This window comes from Alcaligenes nematophilus (genome assembly GCF_026344155.1).
GTDB lineage: Bacteria > Pseudomonadota > Gammaproteobacteria > Burkholderiales > Burkholderiaceae_B > Alcaligenes > Alcaligenes phenolicus.
Genome location: NZ_JAPKMZ010000001.1, coordinates 910,208 through 926,960 on the forward strand (window position 1 = coordinate 910,208; position 16,753 = coordinate 926,960).

At 54.3% G+C, this 16,753-nt stretch carries 13 protein-coding genes and 1 tRNA gene; 3 read left to right on the forward strand and 11 right to left on the reverse strand.

Translation table 11 applies throughout. The features are described from left to right. Nucleotides 1–242: 242 nt before the first annotated feature. The 6 genes from pnp to ilvB all read right to left on the reverse strand — a co-directional run bounded on the left by pnp (nucleotide 243) and on the right by ilvB (nucleotide 7,536). Nucleotides 243–2,381 carry a polyribonucleotide nucleotidyltransferase gene (gene pnp / locus OSH04_RS04320; protein ID WP_035272454.1) on the reverse strand — a complete coding sequence of 713 codons (2,139 nt, stop codon included), beginning with the start codon at nucleotides 2,379–2,381 and terminating at the stop codon, nucleotides 243–245. A gap of 89 nt (nucleotides 2,382–2,470) precedes the next feature. Beyond that, nucleotides 2,471–2,740: a 30S ribosomal protein S15 gene (rpsO, locus tag OSH04_RS04325; protein WP_003801068.1), complete on the reverse strand. Its 270-nt coding sequence runs from the start codon at nucleotides 2,738–2,740 to the stop codon at nucleotides 2,471–2,473. Nucleotides 2,741–2,906: 166 nt separating this feature from the next. Then, nucleotides 2,907–3,674 (reverse strand): CDP-diacylglycerol--serine O-phosphatidyltransferase, encoded by a 768-nt coding sequence (gene pssA / locus OSH04_RS04330; protein WP_035272453.1) that lies wholly within the window; start codon nucleotides 3,672–3,674, stop codon nucleotides 2,907–2,909. Nucleotides 3,675–4,080: 406 nt separating this feature from the next. Then, on the reverse strand, nucleotides 4,081–5,097 hold the full coding sequence (ilvC, locus tag OSH04_RS04335; protein WP_009456705.1) for a ketol-acid reductoisomerase: 1,017 nt from the start codon (nucleotides 5,095–5,097) through the stop codon (nucleotides 4,081–4,083). Nucleotides 5,098–5,312: 215 nt separating this feature from the next. Next, entirely contained in the window at nucleotides 5,313–5,804 is a 492-nt protein-coding gene (gene ilvN / locus OSH04_RS04340) for an acetolactate synthase small subunit (RefSeq protein WP_003801075.1), read from the reverse strand. A gap of 10 nt (nucleotides 5,805–5,814) precedes the next feature. Beyond that, nucleotides 5,815–7,536, reverse strand: coding sequence for a biosynthetic-type acetolactate synthase large subunit (gene ilvB / locus OSH04_RS04345; RefSeq protein ID WP_035272452.1), 1,722 nt, complete (start codon nucleotides 7,534–7,536; stop codon nucleotides 5,815–5,817). A gap of 440 nt (nucleotides 7,537–7,976) precedes the next feature. On the opposite strand from ilvB, the gene OSH04_RS04350 reads away from it, so the two are divergent. Beyond that, nucleotides 7,977–10,262 (forward strand): FUSC family protein, encoded by a 2,286-nt coding sequence (locus OSH04_RS04350; protein WP_115633931.1) that lies wholly within the window; start codon nucleotides 7,977–7,979, stop codon nucleotides 10,260–10,262. A gap of 245 nt (nucleotides 10,263–10,507) precedes the next feature. Here OSH04_RS04350 and yaaA read toward each other — a convergent pair whose 3' ends face one another. From yaaA to OSH04_RS04365, 3 genes are all read right to left on the reverse strand, one after another. After that, entirely contained in the window at nucleotides 10,508–11,293 is a 786-nt protein-coding gene (gene yaaA, locus OSH04_RS04355; RefSeq protein ID WP_009456706.1) for a peroxide stress protein YaaA, read from the reverse strand. 79 nt (nucleotides 11,294–11,372) lie between these two features. Continuing rightward, nucleotides 11,373–12,155: a 3-hydroxybutyrate dehydrogenase gene (locus tag OSH04_RS04360; RefSeq protein WP_060186460.1), complete on the reverse strand. Its 783-nt coding sequence runs from the start codon at nucleotides 12,153–12,155 to the stop codon at nucleotides 11,373–11,375. A gap of 359 nt (nucleotides 12,156–12,514) precedes the next feature. Next, nucleotides 12,515–12,604: transfer RNA gene (locus OSH04_RS04365), tRNA-Ser, on the reverse strand. A gap of 299 nt (nucleotides 12,605–12,903) precedes the next feature. On the opposite strand from OSH04_RS04365, the gene OSH04_RS04370 reads away from it, so the two are divergent. After that, nucleotides 12,904–13,314, forward strand: coding sequence for a hypothetical protein (locus OSH04_RS04370; RefSeq protein ID WP_026483205.1), 411 nt, complete (start codon nucleotides 12,904–12,906; stop codon nucleotides 13,312–13,314). A 176-nt stretch (nucleotides 13,315–13,490) separates the two neighbouring features. After that, nucleotides 13,491–13,799 (forward strand): hypothetical protein, encoded by a 309-nt coding sequence (locus OSH04_RS04375; protein WP_026483206.1) that lies wholly within the window; start codon nucleotides 13,491–13,493, stop codon nucleotides 13,797–13,799. Between the two features lie 80 nt (nucleotides 13,800–13,879). Here OSH04_RS04375 and serS read toward each other — a convergent pair whose 3' ends face one another. Next, the gene (serS, locus tag OSH04_RS04380) at nucleotides 13,880–15,226 is read right to left on the reverse strand and encodes a serine--tRNA ligase (RefSeq protein ID WP_266107989.1); all 1,347 of its coding nucleotides are present in this window, start codon (nucleotides 15,224–15,226) and stop codon (nucleotides 13,880–13,882) included. A 141-nt stretch (nucleotides 15,227–15,367) separates the two neighbouring features. Continuing rightward, nucleotides 15,368–16,681, reverse strand: a complete 1,314-nt coding sequence (locus tag OSH04_RS04385; RefSeq protein ID WP_009456739.1) for a replication-associated recombination protein A — start codon at nucleotides 16,679–16,681, stop codon at nucleotides 15,368–15,370. Nucleotides 16,682–16,753: the final 72 nt, after the last annotated feature.

Sequence of the window (16,753 nt, forward strand, 5' to 3'; positions counted from 1 at the left end):
CTGTTTATGGATTTTATGATCTCGACATTCAGACAGCGCTTAATAAAGCCCTGCAAACCCAAGACAAGCACTACTAAAACCCACGATAGATTTCCTCTAAAGTACGAAGACCAAGGCTTTAGCCAGAATGTACAACGTTTAAACATGGCGCATTCAAACCAGCCCCCTCCAACCCTGGGCAATGCCAAACGCAAAAAACCCGCCTTTCAGCGGGTTTTTCTTCAAGCAGACTGCAAGCGCTATCAGGAAGCAGCAGGAGCAGCTGGGCCGCCTTGAGCTTCGATACCGCCGATAGCCTTGATCGACAGACGCAGACGACCTTTCTCGTCAGCTTCGATGACCTTGACCTTAACAACCTGCCCCACTTTCAGCACGTCATTGATGTTGGCGATACGGTAGTTGGCAATCTCGGAGATGTGCAGCAAGCCGTCACGGCCTGGCAGCACTTGCACAATCGCGCCAAAGTCCAGCAAACGCATCACAGGACCTTCGTATTCCTGACCCACTTCCACTTCAGCGGTCAGTTCCTTAATACGGCGCTCGGCTTCGCGGGCCTTGTCCAGATCAGCACTGGCGATCGTGATGGTGCCGTCATCCGAAATATCGATCTGTGTACCGGTTTCTTCGGTCAGGGCACGGATGGTTGCACCACCCTTACCAATCACGTCACGAATCTTCTCGGGGTTGATCTTCACGGTCAGCATGCGAGGTGCAAATTCGGACATCTCGGTACGGGAACCGTCGATGGACTCTTTCATCTTGCCCAGGATGTGCATACGGCCTTCGTGAGCCTGAGCCAATGCAACCTGCATGATTTCCTTGGTGATGCCCTGGATCTTGATGTCCATCTGCAAAGCAGTAATACCTTTCTCGGTACCGGCAACCTTGAAGTCCATATCGCCCAGGTGATCTTCATCACCCAGAATGTCGGTCAGCACAGCAAACTTGTTGCCTTCCTTGATCAGACCCATAGCCACACCAGCCACGTGATCCTGCACAGGCACACCAGCGTCCATCATGGACAGGGAGCCACCACACACAGATGCCATGGAGGAGGAACCGTTGGATTCAGTGATCTCGGACACCACGCGGATGGAGTACTGGAAGTCTTCAGCGGCTGGCAGCAAGGGAGTCAAAGCACGCTTGGCCAGACGACCGTGACCGATTTCACGACGCTTGGGAGCGCCGAAACGGCCAGCTTCGCCAGTGGCGAATGGAGGCATGTTGTAGTGCATCATGAAGCGATCGCGGTACTCGCCCATGATCGAATCAATGATCTGCTCGTCTTGCTTGGTACCCAGAGTGGTGACCACCAAGGCCTGAGTTTCGCCACGTGTGAACAAGGCGCTACCGTGAGCACGGGGCAGAACGCCCAGACGAATGCTGATAGGACGAACGGTGCGGGTATCGCGACCGTCAATACGGGATTCGCCGCTCAAGATGCGCGAACGCACAATCTTGCTTTCCAGGTCGAACATCATGTTTTCGACGGCGACCATATCAGGCTGATCCTGACCGGCGGCTTCAGCTTGAGCCTTGACCGTTTCTTTAACTTGAGCGTAGACAGCGCGCACTTGCTCGGTACGAGCTTGTTTTTCGCGAGTCTGGTAGGCCTGTGTCAGACCTTCTTCAGCAGCAGCGGTTACCGCAGCCAACAGGCTTTCGTTAACAGCAGCAGGCTGCCAATCCCACTCGGGCTTGCCAGCTTCTTCAACCAGTTCGTGAATGCAGTTGATGGCTGCTTGCATTTGCTCGTGAGCAAACACCACACCACCCAGCATGACTTCTTCGGACAATTGCTTGGCTTCGGACTCAACCATCAGCACAGCCTGCTCGGTACCAGCCACAACCAGATCCAGAGCCGAAGATTTCAGCTGAGTAGCGGATGGGTTCAGCACGTACTGACCATCAACGTAACCCACACGGGCAGCGCCCACAGGACCGTTGAAAGGAATGCCGGAAATAGCCAGGGCAGCCGAGGCGCCGATCATGGCAGCGATATCAGGATCAATTTCAGGGTTGACCGATACCGTGTGAATGATGACCTGAACTTCGTTGTAGAAGCCTTCAGGAAACAGAGGACGCAGTGGGCGGTCGATCAGGCGGGAGATCAGGATCTCGCGCTCGGATTGACGGCCTTCACGTTTGAAGAAACCACCAGGGATCTTGCCAGCGGAGTATGTTTTTTCGACGTAATCAACGGTCAGAGGGAAAAAGTCCTGACCCGCTTTCGCTTCGCTTTTGCCAACAACAGTGGCCAACACAACAGTGTCTTCAATCGAAACCAGCACGGCACCTGACGCCTGACGTGCGATTTCGCCGGTTTCCAGAACGACGGTATGCTCGCCGTACTGGAAAGACTTGGTGACTTTATTGAACATTAGGAGAATCCTTACAATAAAAAAACCGTGCACACAGCGAAACCAGTTCGCCGAATGCACGGTTGTTTAGCGGGGAGCCAGCCCCGGTATCACTTACGCAGACCGAGTTTTTCGATCAAAGCACGGTAAGCGTCTGGATTACGACCTTTCAGGTAATCCAGCAATTTGCGACGACGGCTAACCATGCGCAACAGACCACGACGGGAGTGGTGATCTTTGTTGTGAGCCTTGAAGTGGCCGGTCAATTCGTTGATGCGAGCGGTCAGCAAAGCCACTTGCACTTCTGGGGAGCCTGTATCGCCTTGTTTACGCTGAAACTCGGAAACGATATCGACTTTTTTGATATCTGCAACTGCCATTTTATTTAGCCTCTAAGACTTGCGTTAGGACCGAGGTGCCCTAACGTGTTGAAAATGAGATTGAGTGCACCGGGCCCATCAGGCCAAGTGCAAGCAAACGATTATAACGAAAAACCGGACAAGGCGTTAAGCATTTCGGCCAGCTGGCCTGCCAAAGCCGGGGATTTTAGTTGTTTCCACGCCGAAGTCGTGCCAAAGCACGGGCTCGACGCCAGCGCCAGGCCATCACAAACCAGCCCGACAAGCCATACAGGCAGAACAGGCCAAACAGGAAGACTGGCGGATCTGTAGAGACAAACACGAAGACCAGCACAAAAAGCAACATGACCCAAAATGGCACGCTACGGCTGATCGCAAAGGACTTACCGCTGTAGAACGGCGCATTGGAGACCATGGCCAGGCCGGCATAAATGGTTAAACCAAAGGCAACCCAGGGAATCACATTCACTTGCAAGGACAGCTTGTTGTCCACCGCCAGCCAGACAAAGCCGGCCACCAGCGCTGCGGCTGCCGGACTGGGCAAGCCCTGGAAAAAGCGCTTGTCAACCACTTCAATATTGGTATTGAAGCGGGCCAGGCGCAGTGCCCCACCGGCTACGTAAATAAAGGAGGCCAACCAGCCCCAACGCCCCAGCCCCTGCATGGCCCAGACGTACATGACCAGCGCGGGCGCCGCACCAAAGGAAATCATGTCTGCCATGGAGTCGTATTGCTCACCAAAGGCGGACTGAGTATTGGTCAAACGAGCAACCCGCCCGTCCATACCATCAAACACCAGCGCCAGAAAAATGGCGATGGCTGCCGCCTCAAAGCGGCCATTCATGGCCTGCACAACAGCATAAAACCCCGCGAACAAATTGGCGGTCGTAAATGCGTTGGGCAGAAGATAGATGCTACGCCGACGACGGGTTTCATCATTGAGCAAATTGGGCATAATTTATGCTTTAAGAGTTGTTGCTAAGGACTGAACACTCGAATGTAGCATTGTCCCCAAGGCTACAGAGTGCAAATAATTCCAGCATATATGAGCCAGAGCGAACAGAAATGGCCAAGAGGCCTGCGGCCAGGGAGTTCATGGATAAACAGTGGATTTTATCGAACCCGCTTGCGCACCACCCCAACAGGGGCACGATGGTCAAACCAAGCACTGCATTTTATCGCGCCCTCACCGATACGGCTATAAGACGAGAACAAGGCGCTTCCATCCTTTTCTCAGCCCAAGCAGAGACGGCACTGAAAGCCAAATTCTTGCAGCAATAAAAAACCGGCTGACGCCGCAAGACGTCAGCCGGTTCAGGCTCAAGACCAGGGCAGCTTATGAGGTTGCCCCGATATCAAACTTAGTTCTTGGACTTGTCGACCAGCTTGTTAGCGGCGATCCAAGGCATCATGGAGCGCAGCTTGCTACCCACTTGCTCGATCTGCGATTCGGCGTTGATACGACGACGCGAGATCAGGGTAGGAGCGCCTGCGGCGTTTTCCAGGATGAAGTTCTTGGCGTACACGCCGGTCTGGATGTCTTCCAGGCACTGGCGCATGGCTTTGCGGGTTTCGTCGGTAACAATCTTCGGACCGGTCTCGTATTCGCCGTATTCGGCGTTGTTGGAGATCGAGTAGTTCATGTTGGCGATACCGCCTTCGTAGATCAGGTCCACGATCAACTTCAGTTCGTGCAAGCACTCGAAGTAAGCCATTTCAGGAGCGTAACCAGCCTCAACCAGCGTGTCGAAACCAGCCTTGATCAGCTCAACCGCACCACCGCACAGAACAGCCTGTTCACCGAACAAGTCGGTTTCGGTTTCTTCGCGGAAGTTGGTTTCGATGATACCGGCACGGCCACCGCCGTTAGCCGATGCGTAAGACAGAGCTACGTCGCGAGCAGCGCCGGTCTTGTCCTGGTAAACAGCGATCAGGTGAGGAACGCCGCCGCCTTGGCTGTAGGTGCCACGCACAGTGTGACCAGGAGCCTTGGGAGCAATCATGATGACGTCGATATCGTCACGTGGCACAACTTGGCCGTAGTGAACGTTAAAGCCGTGAGCAAATGCCAGAGCGGCGCCGGGCTTGATGTTCTCGGCAACCTGATTGCGGTAAACCTCGGCAATGTTTTCGTCAGGCAACAAGATCATGACGACGTCAGCGCTCTTGACGGCTTCAGCCACTTCCTGAACTTTCAGGCCAGCGTTCTCGGCTTTGCTCCAGGAAGCGCCGCCTTTACGCAGACCAACAACCACGTTCACGCCGGACTCGTGCAGGTTCAGGGCGTGGGCGTGGCCTTGCGAGCCGTAACCGATGATGGCAACGGTCTTGCCTTTGATCAGGGAAAGATCACAATCCTTGTCGTAGAAAACTTTCATTTCAGGTGCTCCAAATTTAATAATTTCGCTTAAACAGCAATTCGAGAATGGCCGCTCATGCAGCAGCGGCACAAAAAGGACCTTGACTCATTACTTTCAGAACAGGGCCACCGCGGTCTACACAGCGTCAGGCCGTGTTTACCCTTTATAAGGAGCTGCCTTGAAAAGCAGCTCCTTGAATAAAAGCGGTAATTATGTCCTGAAAAAGCCTTGGCTTACAGCTTTAAGACACGTTCGCCACGGCTGACACCAGAGACCCCGGTGCGCACTGTTTCAAGAATGGCCGTACGATCCAGCGCATTGATGAAAGCAGCAATTTTGTCTTGAACACCGGTCAGTTCGATGGTGTATGTCTTGTCCGTAACATCAATGATGCGACCACGGAAAATGTCCGCCATGCGCTTCATCTCTTCACGTTCCTTGCCCACCGCCCGCACTTTGATCAGCATGAGTTCACGCTCGATGTGTGGGCCTTCGGACAGATCCACCACCTTGACCACGTCAACCAGACGGTTCAAGTGCTTGGTGATCTGCTCGATGACGTCGTCCGCCCCTCGGGTAACGATAGTCATGCGAGACAGGGTGTCGTCCTCGGTTGGAGCGACCGTCAAGGTCTCGATGTTATAGCCACGGGCCGAAAACAGGCCGACCACACGGGACAGTGCGCCGGGCTCGTTTTCCAGAAGGATAGAAATGACGTGTTTCATGATTCTCTCCTTACAGATCGTCCGGGCCCAAGAGCATTTCTGTCAGGCCGCGGCCTGCTTTCACCATCGGGAACACGTTTTCGGTTTGGTCCGTGATGAAGTTCAGAAATACCAGGCGGTCTTTGTGCGTGGTGAAGGCTTCGCGAATAGCGGGGACCACATCGGCTGGCTTGTCGATCTCCAGACCCACATGACCATAGCTTTCCACCAGTTTGACAAAGTCAGGCAGTGCATCCACGTAAGACTCGGAATAACGCGAGCCGTAGTCGATTTGCTGCCACTGGCGCACCATGCCCAAATAACGATTGTTCAGGCAAAGAACCTTGGGGCTCAAGCGGTACTGTTTACACGTAGACAGTTCCTGGATGTTCATCTGAATGGAGCCTTCACCCGTGATGACGGCAACATCCTGACCAGGGTTGGCCATTTGCACACCCATTGCGTAAGGCAAGCCCACGCCCATCGTGCCCAGGCCACCGGAATTGATCCAGCGACGAGGCTTATTGAATTTGTAGTACTGAGCCGCCCACATCTGGTGCTGACCCACATCAGAAGTCACGAAAGCGTTGCCGCCCGTCACTTCCCACAGGGATTCCACCACGTATTGCGGCTTGATCAGCTCGTCCGACTTGGCGTAGGCCAAGGAGTTCTTGCCCCGCCAGACATTGATCTGTTTCCACCAATCATTCAGGGAGGGCTGGTTCTGCGATTCCTGACGGCTTTGCGCATACAGCTCATTGAACTCGGTCAGCACGTCTTTGACACAGCCCACGATAGGCACATCAACTTTCACGCGCTTGGAAATTACCGAAGGATCAATATCAATATGAATGATCTTGCGTGGGTTCTGACCGAAGTGGCGGGTATTACCAATCACTCGATCATCAAACCGTGCACCCACTGCGATCAGAACGTCGCAATGCTGCATGGTCATATTGGCTTCGTAAGTACCGTGCATGCCGGGCATGCCGATGTACTGATCCGCCGTACCTGGATAGGCACCCAGACCCATCAAGGTAGTCGTGCAAGGAGCACCGCTTAACTTGACCAGCTCATTGAGCTCACTGTCAGCATTACCCAGCACCACACCACCACCAACATAAATCAGCGGGCGCTCGGCGCTATTGAGAATCTGGACGGCTTTCTTGATCTGCCCCTGATGGCCTTTGGTCACAGGTGCGTAGGAACGCATCTTGACCTCGCCACGCTTGGGCGTGTATTTGCACGTTGCAGTCGTAATATCTTTGGGGATATCAATCAGCACAGGACCGGGACGGCCCGTCGTGGCAATAAAAAATGCCTTGCGAATGGTATCGGCCAAATCACGAACATCGCGCACCAGGAAGTTGTGCTTGACGCAAGGACGGGTGATACCGATGGCATCACACTCCTGGAAAGCATCTTCACCAATTGCCTGGGTGCTGACCTGCCCACTGATGATGACCATCGGAATGGAGTCCAGGTAAGCGGTCGCAATACCGGTGACGGCATTGGTGACGCCCGGGCCACTGGTTACCAGTGCCACGCCAACTTTTTGGGACGAACGGGAATAGGCATCCGCAGCATGAACAGCAGCCTGTTCATGACGCACAAGAATGTGCTGGAAGCGGTCCTGCTTGAAGATTGCGTCGTAGATATAGAGAACGGCACCACCCGGATAACCGAAAACGTGTTCCACGCCTTCGTCCGCGAGCGTGCGCACCACAATATCTGCGCCATTTAATTCAGACATGAGTTTTCCTTTCAGTCTTGCTCTGCAATATCGACTGACCACGACGGTCCGAGCTTGAACCGATGTCAGCAACATGATCTGGCGCTTCATGGCCCACAGGACCACACCACCCAGACACATTACCGTCCGGCCTGCACTCTTCGACACCCAGTGCGTGCATACAAAAACGTATGCGTTAGCTTGAAACGGAAGTCCTGGCATCCCACGCTTGTGACGCGGCCAGCAACAAAGTTTTTAGGCGCAAAAAACCGGGCGGATGGCCCGGTTAACAGTGCCTCGCTACAATTTGCTCGGATAAGGAGCAAAAACACCTGGTTACTTTACCTTGACTGCACAAACCGAGCAACTGTGATTGTTGGTAAAGTGCAAAAAAACAGGCTTAAAGCTTGCATACGTAAAACGATATACTGTCTACCTATGACGAGCTGTCCGGGTATTTTATGGCATCGCCCATCCCACAATTAAAACAATTCCTGTATAGCCACTATTTTTTCGGCGGACTGCGCCAGTCCATCGGTGTGCTGTTGCCGGTCATTATTTTGGGCCGCTTCTTTGGTCACTATGACATTGGCGTCATTGCGTCCATGGGTGCCACCTGCGTTGCCATCATTGACCAACCCGGCGGCCCACGCCGCTATCGCAACAATGAAATGCTGGGCGGTATTGCGCTGGGCACGGTCACCGTTGGCCTGACAGGTTTGGCCTCCAGCTCTCCGCTGCTGCTGGTCCTGTGCGTACCGTTTCTGTGCTTTCTGTACAGCATGTTCTCCGTCTTTGGTCGTCGCGGCGGGCTGATCGGCTTTGCCGCCCTGCTGCTGATGACCTTGACGATGCGCTTTCCCATGCAGCCTCACGAGGTATTGGCGCACACGCTGTATTCCTTTGCCGGTGGTCTGTCCTATTACTTGTTCAGCACCCTGTTCCGACGCTTGTTCTGGTATCGGGAAGAGCGCCAGACACTGGCGGTAGCCCTGTTTGCCACGGCTGAATACATGGAAGCGCGCTCGCAATTCTATGACTCCACCTCGGATCTGGACGCCTGCTATAGACGGCTGATCAATCTTCAATCCAATATGACCGAAAAGCACCAGGCCGCTCGCGACGTGGTGCTACGTGAATTGCCGCGCGGTTATGGACGAGGCGATCACCACCGCAAGGCACTGCTGACAATCTTCTTGAATATGGTCAGCATTCTGGACTCGCTGGTCGCGACCTATACCGACTACACCGTCCTGCGCCGTCAGCTTTCCGACAGCGATTTCATGGTTTTTGCGCGTGATGGCTTGCACAAGCTTTCGTTGGATATCGGCCGCATTGCCATGAATGTTTCACGAAGCGCTCGCACCACCCGTCGCTCCAGCGTCAAAGCGGAAATCCGCGCCATGGAATACGAGCTGGAGAAGTACAAACGCCAGGGCATGTCGCAAACAGACCCGGAAACCTACGCCCTGCTAGTCCAGGTCTTGCGCCGACTGCGTAACCTGAACCGTATTGTGGACAGCATGGCAAGCCTATCACATCGTGCCAGCCAGAACCTGCCAGTCGATCAGTACCTGAATAAATCGCTAAGCCGCATGCTCTCGCGTGAAGAACTGCGTTTGGGCATGCTCAGCAGCAATATGAAGCTGAAGTCCTCGCACTTCCGCTATGCGGCACGTGTCAGCATTGCGTCCATGGTGGCCCTGGGAGTTGGCGCACTCAGCGCCCATTTCCAAAGCGAACTGGGCCTGGTCAGCGCCCTGACAGCACACAGTTACTGGATCATCCTGACGATTCTGGTCATTATGAAGCCAGGCTTTGCCATCACACGCCAACGCAATGGCTGGCGCCTTTTTGGCACGGTACTGGGCTGCGGGGCGGCCTTCCTGCTCCTGAAGCTAACGGACAACCGCGAGCTGTATCTGATCGCCATGTTGCTGGCCTACCTGCTGGGTAACAGCCTGGTTCAGCTGAACTTCCTGCTATCGGCCCTGTTCAACACAATCTTTGTGATTTTGTCCTTCCAATTCCTGTCCACGGGCGGCTCCTTCATTATTGGAGAACGTCTGGTGGATACGCTGATTGGTTGCGGTATTGCCATGGCCGCCAGTTATTTGCTCCCCAACTGGGAATCCAGCGCCATGACAGGTCTGGCCCGAGCAGCCTTGGCCGCCAACAAAGAGTTCTGGCGTGCAGGGCTGGAATTCGCTCGCTTGAGCCGCCTGCATAACCAGATCCTTAAAAGCGGCCAGGAAGGCGAACCCACTATGACAGAGGCCCAGAAAAACCAGGTAGATCTGGACTTGATGGAAGCCGACACCGCCTGGCAAGTGGCAAACAAGAACGTACACATTGCCTTTAGCAACTTTGCCTCGGCCTTTTATCGCATGATGGATGAACCAGTTAGCCGACAAGCCAATGTATCCCTGCTGAATAATCTGCTGATTCAGAACCACGTGCTGGCCTCGCAGATCAGCGCCGCTGCCCCGCTTCTGGCTAATTTGAGTCAGATTCCGCCAGGCATCCAGAACTCCCTGGATGCCATTGGCGCACTGATTAACGACCAGGATGCCGACCCGCCTGCTTCCATCGAAACCGACGGTGAGCTGGCCATGCTGGCCTACCCGATCCGTCAGATGGTCAAGGCCGCCCAACTGATACGTCAGGATATGAGAGGCCTGGAATACAGCGCTGGCCCGCAACTGCCGCCTGAGCGCAAGCAGGAACTGAAACAGCAAGGGGCCTGATGGCCATGCCATGTCCCGTATACATTTGGAGCTCGTTGTCGGGACCAAATAAACAAGAACTCAAAGCACAAAGCACAAAGCACAAAGCAAAAGAGCATAGGGTGCCAAGCCCTCCTCAGTTCGCAGGACCAAAAATAAAAAGGCAAGGCGCAAATACATGGCCTTGCCTTTCCTTTTTTACCTGCAAGACCGCAGATCAGCTAAAGAGCTGTTCTTACGGCGCAAGCAACAACGCTAACTACTTATCAAGCCTTGGCATCCTGCTCGGAGCGACGGAACACCAGCTTGTCCTCGCTGGAGAGCTCAGGCTGGAATACATACCCCTCGCGATCAAACGCCTTCAAGCCTTCCACTGTTTGCACACGCTTGTCGATGACAAAGCGGGCCATCAAACCACGGGCTTTCTTGGCGTAGAAACTGATAATCTTCCAGACACCGTTTTTCTCGTCCTGGAAAACGCACTGAACCACACGGGCACGCAAGGCTTTTTGATCGACTGCCTTGAAATACTCTTCAGAGGCCAAGTTCAAGACAACGGGCTTGGCTTCGCCTTCCTGACGCTCGTTCAAATAATTGGCAATCCGGCTGCCCCAGTAAGCGTACAAATTGGCACCTTCGGGATTCTTCAAGCGAGTGCCCATTTCCAGACGGTAAGGACGCATCAAATCCAAAGGACGCAAAGCACCGTACAAACCGCTAAGAATCACAATGTGGTCCTGCGCCCACTTCAGCTCCTTGTCCGACAAATCCGTTGCAGCCATGCCCTCATATACATCACCATTAAAAGCCAGAATGGCCTGACGGGCATTGGAGCGGTCAAACTTGGGCTCCCACTCCTGGTAACGCTGGACATTCAAGCGCGCCAGGTCGTCGCTCAGCTTCATCAAGCCGGCAATATCCTCTTCGGACTGAGTGCGCAAAATATCAATCAAGCCTTGCGCCTGCTCCACAAACAGAGGCTGGGTTTCCAGCTGCGTGCGTACAGGGGAATCGTAATCCAGCTTTTTCGCTGGCGAGAGCAATAACAACATGCGCCTATATCCTTTCTATCCAAACAGATAAAGGGCCATGCCCTTTATCTGCCATCTACAAAACACGCTTTGACAGCAATTAGCGAGCCGTCCAGCCACCATCCAGACTTAGTGTCGTACCCGTCATTTGGTCTGCGGCGGCAGACGACAGGAACACAGCAGCACCGCCCAATTGTTCAGGAGTCACAAACTGCAGGGAAGGTTGTTTCTCAGCCAGCAGCTCGCGTGCGGCAGCTTCAATATCAATCCCTTTTTGCTGGCTGATAGCTTCGATCTGCTTTTCCACCAAGGGAGTGCGTACCCAGCCCGGGCAGATTGCGTTGCAGGTAATACCCTTGCCAGCATTTTCCAGTGCGGTCACTTTGGTCAGGCCCACGACACCATGCTTGGCAGCCACATAAGCCGATTTATTTACCGAGGCCACCAGACCATGTGCCGAGGCGATATTGATAATCCGCCCCCAACCCTGCTTTTGCATGATGGGCAAGGCAGCCGCTGTGCCGTGGAAGACGGCTGACAGGTTCAAGGCAATGATGGCATTCCATTTATCCACCGGGAATTCTTCGATAGGCGCGGTGTACTGAATACCAGCGTTATTGACCAGAATATCCAAACCGCCCAAGGCCTCTGCCGCCTTGGCAATAAAGTCACGCGTGGCCTGTGCGTCGCTCAAATCAGCATTCAGATAATAGGCTTTGACACCAAACTTGGACTCCAGCGTGCTGCGCTCGCGCTCGATATCTTCAGGCTGACCAAAACCATTGATCACCACATCTGCACCGGCTTTCGCCAACTCGGTGGCCATGGCCAGACCGATACCACTGGTCGATCCTGTTACGACCGCTTTTTTACCTTTCAGCATAGATACCTCGTGAGTATGGACAACAGGGAACTGAAACCCCAAGTGTACTCGCCGGCCTGCACTGCCGGGAAATGCAATGGGCTCGTTTTGTCCGCAATCATCAAGGCTTGCAAAACAAGGCCAAACACCATCGGACCACGTACTAGCGCATTACCCCTAGAACTTCGGCCTGCGCGGGGAAAAGTCGGCCATACACAATGTTGCGGATGAGTTTTCCGAACATCGGCCGCGACTGACACTTTTACCTTAACGTTCTTATGTGACAAAACAGCAAATAAACCATGCTGAGGGAGCAGGACGATCAAACCAGCAGAAAATAAAAAAGCCCTTGAATAATCAAGGGCTTTCAAAATTCCAGGTGGCGGACAGGGTGGGATTCGAACCCACGGTACGCTTGCACGTACGCCTGATTTCGAGTCAGGTACATTCGACCACTCTGCCACCTGTCCGCGATTGCTTATATGGTTACAAGCAAGCCCATAAATATAGATCAAAGAATACTCTTTGACAAGCACTAAAGAGACATAGCACTTGCGTCAAAGAGCGGAGTTTCTTGATAAGACTAGCCAACCAAACCAAAGAGCTCTTTTCAATCAAGGGTTTACCCTCTGTTTTGGCCTAATTCACTTGTTCACCCTGAGCCGCAGGCCTATATTGGAAACACACATTGATGCATCGCAGCCCTGCCTCTCCAAGGCAGTCCTTGTAATTCCGGCGCAGCTTGCTGGACTTGATAAAAGGAATTGTCATGCAAACCTTCCAATGGATTATCGACGCCAACGGCGACGGCATATACAGCCTGAATGAGGTTCTCCAGACTCTGCGCTGGGCTTTTCGGATACCAGGCAGCCTGGTAGTTGAAACCTTGGGCTCCATCCCGGTTCTGTCTGATCTACTGCGTATCCAGGCTTCAGAAGCGACAGGCTACGCTTCTTTGAGAGGCGGACTGGTCAATATCCTGTCGTTATTCTTCTGGGCCGCACTCTGTCTCTGGTTTCTGGAAGTCAACTCCAAGCCACGTGCAGAGCCTGCGCAGCGCAACGTACGCCATGCGCCACACTTGAACAAGCAACTGGATTCTGTGCACGGTCGGCAACTACACGCGAACTACAACCGGCGCCCTGTCCGCCATCGTCAGGTTGAACGCCATACCTTCTAGATGCACTCATGCCCTCCTGCCGAAAAAGGAGAAACATGTGTTAAGAAAGGTAAACCCCTGGCATAGCGCATACGAGCCGTGTTGCGTTTGGAAGTGCTTTGCCAGGATTACCTAACGTTTGGACTACGGGTTTTAGGCAACAATCGCTGCAGCTAGTGTCATTAGAGGTGCAGCTTATGAAAAAACTACTATTAGCCGGTTTAATGGCCTTGAGCACCAGCGCCGCCTCTGCGGGCGGTGTAAATGTCGATATCAATGTCGGTATTCCGGGTATCGGTTACGGGCCGATCTACTACCCACCCGCTCATGTTGTGGAACGCCCGGTTTATGTCGCCCCACCCCCAGTGGTTTACCACCCGCCACGTTACGTCTATCGTCCCGGCTACGTGGAATATGGTCGCTCCAACAAGGAATGGCGCAAGGAGCAGCGACGCGCTCACAAGCGCTGGCGCAAACAGCAGGAGCGTTACTGGGATGATGACTAATCCATCACTACGGAACCATGAATGAAAAAGGGCTGAGGACCACAAAGGTCATCAGCCCTTTTGCTATTCAAGCAGAGGCGTTACTTCGCAGGCACCAGACGTTCCAGTCCGCCCATATAAGGACGCAGAACCTTGGGCACAATCACGCTGCCATCTTCTTGCTGGTGGTTTTCCAACACAGCCACCAAGGCGCGGCCTACGGCCAGGCCAGAGCCGTTCAGCGTATGCACAAACTCCGGACGTGCCTTGCTGTCGGCGCGGAAACGCGCCTGCAGACGACGAGCCTGGAAAGCCTCGCAGTTCGACACCGAGGAGATCTCGCGGAATGTGTCCTGGGCAGGCAACCACACTTCCAGATCGTAGGTTTTGGCAGCAGAAAAGCCCATATCGCCAGTGCACAGTTGCACTACACGGTATGGCAGTTCAAGAGCCTGCAGAACGTGCTCGGCGTGGCCAACCATAGACTCCAGCGCTTCGTAGGATTGCTCGGGGTGAACAATCTGCACCATTTCAACTTTGTCGAACTGGTGCTGACGGATCACACCGCGTGTATCACGGCCACCACTACCCGCTTCCGAACGGAAACAAGGCGAGTGAGCCGTCAAGCGCATCGGCAAGGCGTCACCAGCCAGAATCTCGTCACGCACCATACCGGTCAGGCTGATCTCGGAGGTGGAGATCAGGTACAGGTCTTCAGGTTTGGACTCTGCGGGATCAGTGGACTCGTTGTCCTGACCACCTTTAGTGACCCAGAACATATCGTCCTTGAACTTGGGCAATTGTCCGGTGCCATACAGCGTGGACGCGTTCACGATGTATGGGGTGTAGCACTCGGTATAGCCGTGCTCTTCCACTTGGGTATCCAGCATGAACTGGGCCAGAGCACGGTGCAAGCGAGCCAGAGGACCACGCAGAACCATGAAACGGGCGCCAGCCAGCTTGCGAGCAGCTTCAAAATCCAGACCAAACTGCTCACCCAGATCCACGTGATCACGCGGCTCAAAGGTGATGTGCGCAGGCTTGCCCTGATCATCTTTAGGACCCGGGATCCAGCGACGTACTTCGACGTTGTCTTCTTCGGACTCGCCTACCGGCACGCTTTCGTGCGGCAGGTTAGGAATCGTGGCGAACCAGGAGGACAGCTCGGCCTGCACTTGGGACAAGTCCTGCTCCAGCTGCTTCAGGCGCACCGGAATTTGCTGGGATTGAGCCAATGCTTCGCTGGCGTCTTCGCCCTTGGACTTGAGCTGGCCGATGCGTTTGGCCAATGCATTGCGCTCGGCCTGCAGGGTTTCGGTTTCCACCTGTACCGCTTTGCGGCGGGCTTCCAGCTGCTGGAAACGCTCGGTGTCAAATTGCACGCCACGTTTCGCCAGGCCCTGTACCAGCGGCTCCAAGTCTTTGCGTAATTGGTTCAGATCTAACATTTAATAGCCATATAGGTGATGGTTCAATCCCGATTGATCTGGTGATTTTAACCACAAGCCACCACAAGCGCAGCACAGCGCAAGCAGTACTGAGGTATCGGGAAATACGGGGGTGACAGGTCAGGCAACGCCTGTCCTGTCTTAGGTGTCTTTTTTACCGGCCTGCTCATCCAGCTGACGCAGGCGCTCCATTTTTTCAGCAATCTTGATTTCCAGACCACGAGGCACAGGCTGATACCAGTGGGGATCGGGAATGCCGTCCGGCAAGTAGGTCTCACCCGCCGCATAGGCATTAGGCTCGTCATGCGCATAGCGATACGCATGACCGTGGCCCAGCTCTTTCATCAGCTTGGTCGGCGCGTTGCGCAAATGCACTGGCACTTCGCGGCTTTTATCCTGCTTCACAAAGGCGCGGGCCTGGTTGTATGCCATATAACCGGCATTGCTCTTGGCCGCGATCGCCAGATAAATCACGGCCTGCCCCAGCGCCAGTTCTCCTTCGGGGCTGCCCAGGCGCTCGAAGGTCAAGGCAGCATCGTTGGCAATTTGCATGGCGCGCGGATCGGCCAGACCAATATCTTCCCAAGCCATACGTATGATACGGCGCGATAAATAACGGGCATCTGCTCCGCCGTCCAGCATCCGGGTCAGCCAATACAAGGCAGCGTCCGGGTTGGAACCACGTACCGACTTATGCAAAGCAGAAATCTGGTCGTAGAAGTTGTCGCCCCCCTTGTCAAAACGCCGGGAGTTCAGGGTCAGCGCATTTTGCAGGAAGTCTGTCGTGACCAGCTCGGTGCCGGAAGTCTTGGCGGCCGTATTGGTCTGCTCCAGCAGGTTCAAAAAGCGTCGGGCATCGCCGTCGGCATAACCGATCAAGGTGTCGACGGCTTGATCCTCAAACTCCAGGCCATCCAGGGCATTTTGTTCCTGTACACGGCGTAGCAGAAGTTTGAGTTCATCATCCGTCAGGGACTTGAGCACATAGACTTGCGCCCGCGACAGCAAGGCCGAATTAACCTCGAAGGACGGGTTTTCCGTGGTGGCACCAATAAAGGTCACCAAGCCGCTTTCAGCATAAGGGAGCAGCGCGTCTTGCTGAGACTTGTTGAAGCGGTGTATCTCGTCCACAAACAGGATGGTGTGCTTGCCCATGGCCAAATTCTGCTGGGCCTGCTCCATGGCGGCTCGGATATCTTTCACGCCTGAAAAGACGGCGGACAAGGCGATGAACTCGCATTCGAATGCACTGGCCGTCAAACGTGCCAGCGTGGTTTTACCCACGCCGGGAGGCCCCCAGAAAATCATGGAGTGTGGTTTGCCGGACTGAAAAGCCAAACGTAGTGGCTTGCCCTCGCCCAGCAGGTGAGACTGCCCTACCACCTGATCCAGAGTTTTGGGGCGTAGTGCTTCGGCTAAGGGTGCGGCGGGTTCCTGAGCGAACAAATCACGCATGGCGATCGCCCTTCCTAAAATGGCAAGACCTGGCCAAGCGGACCAGGTCTGTATTGAAAACTTGTTTTGTCA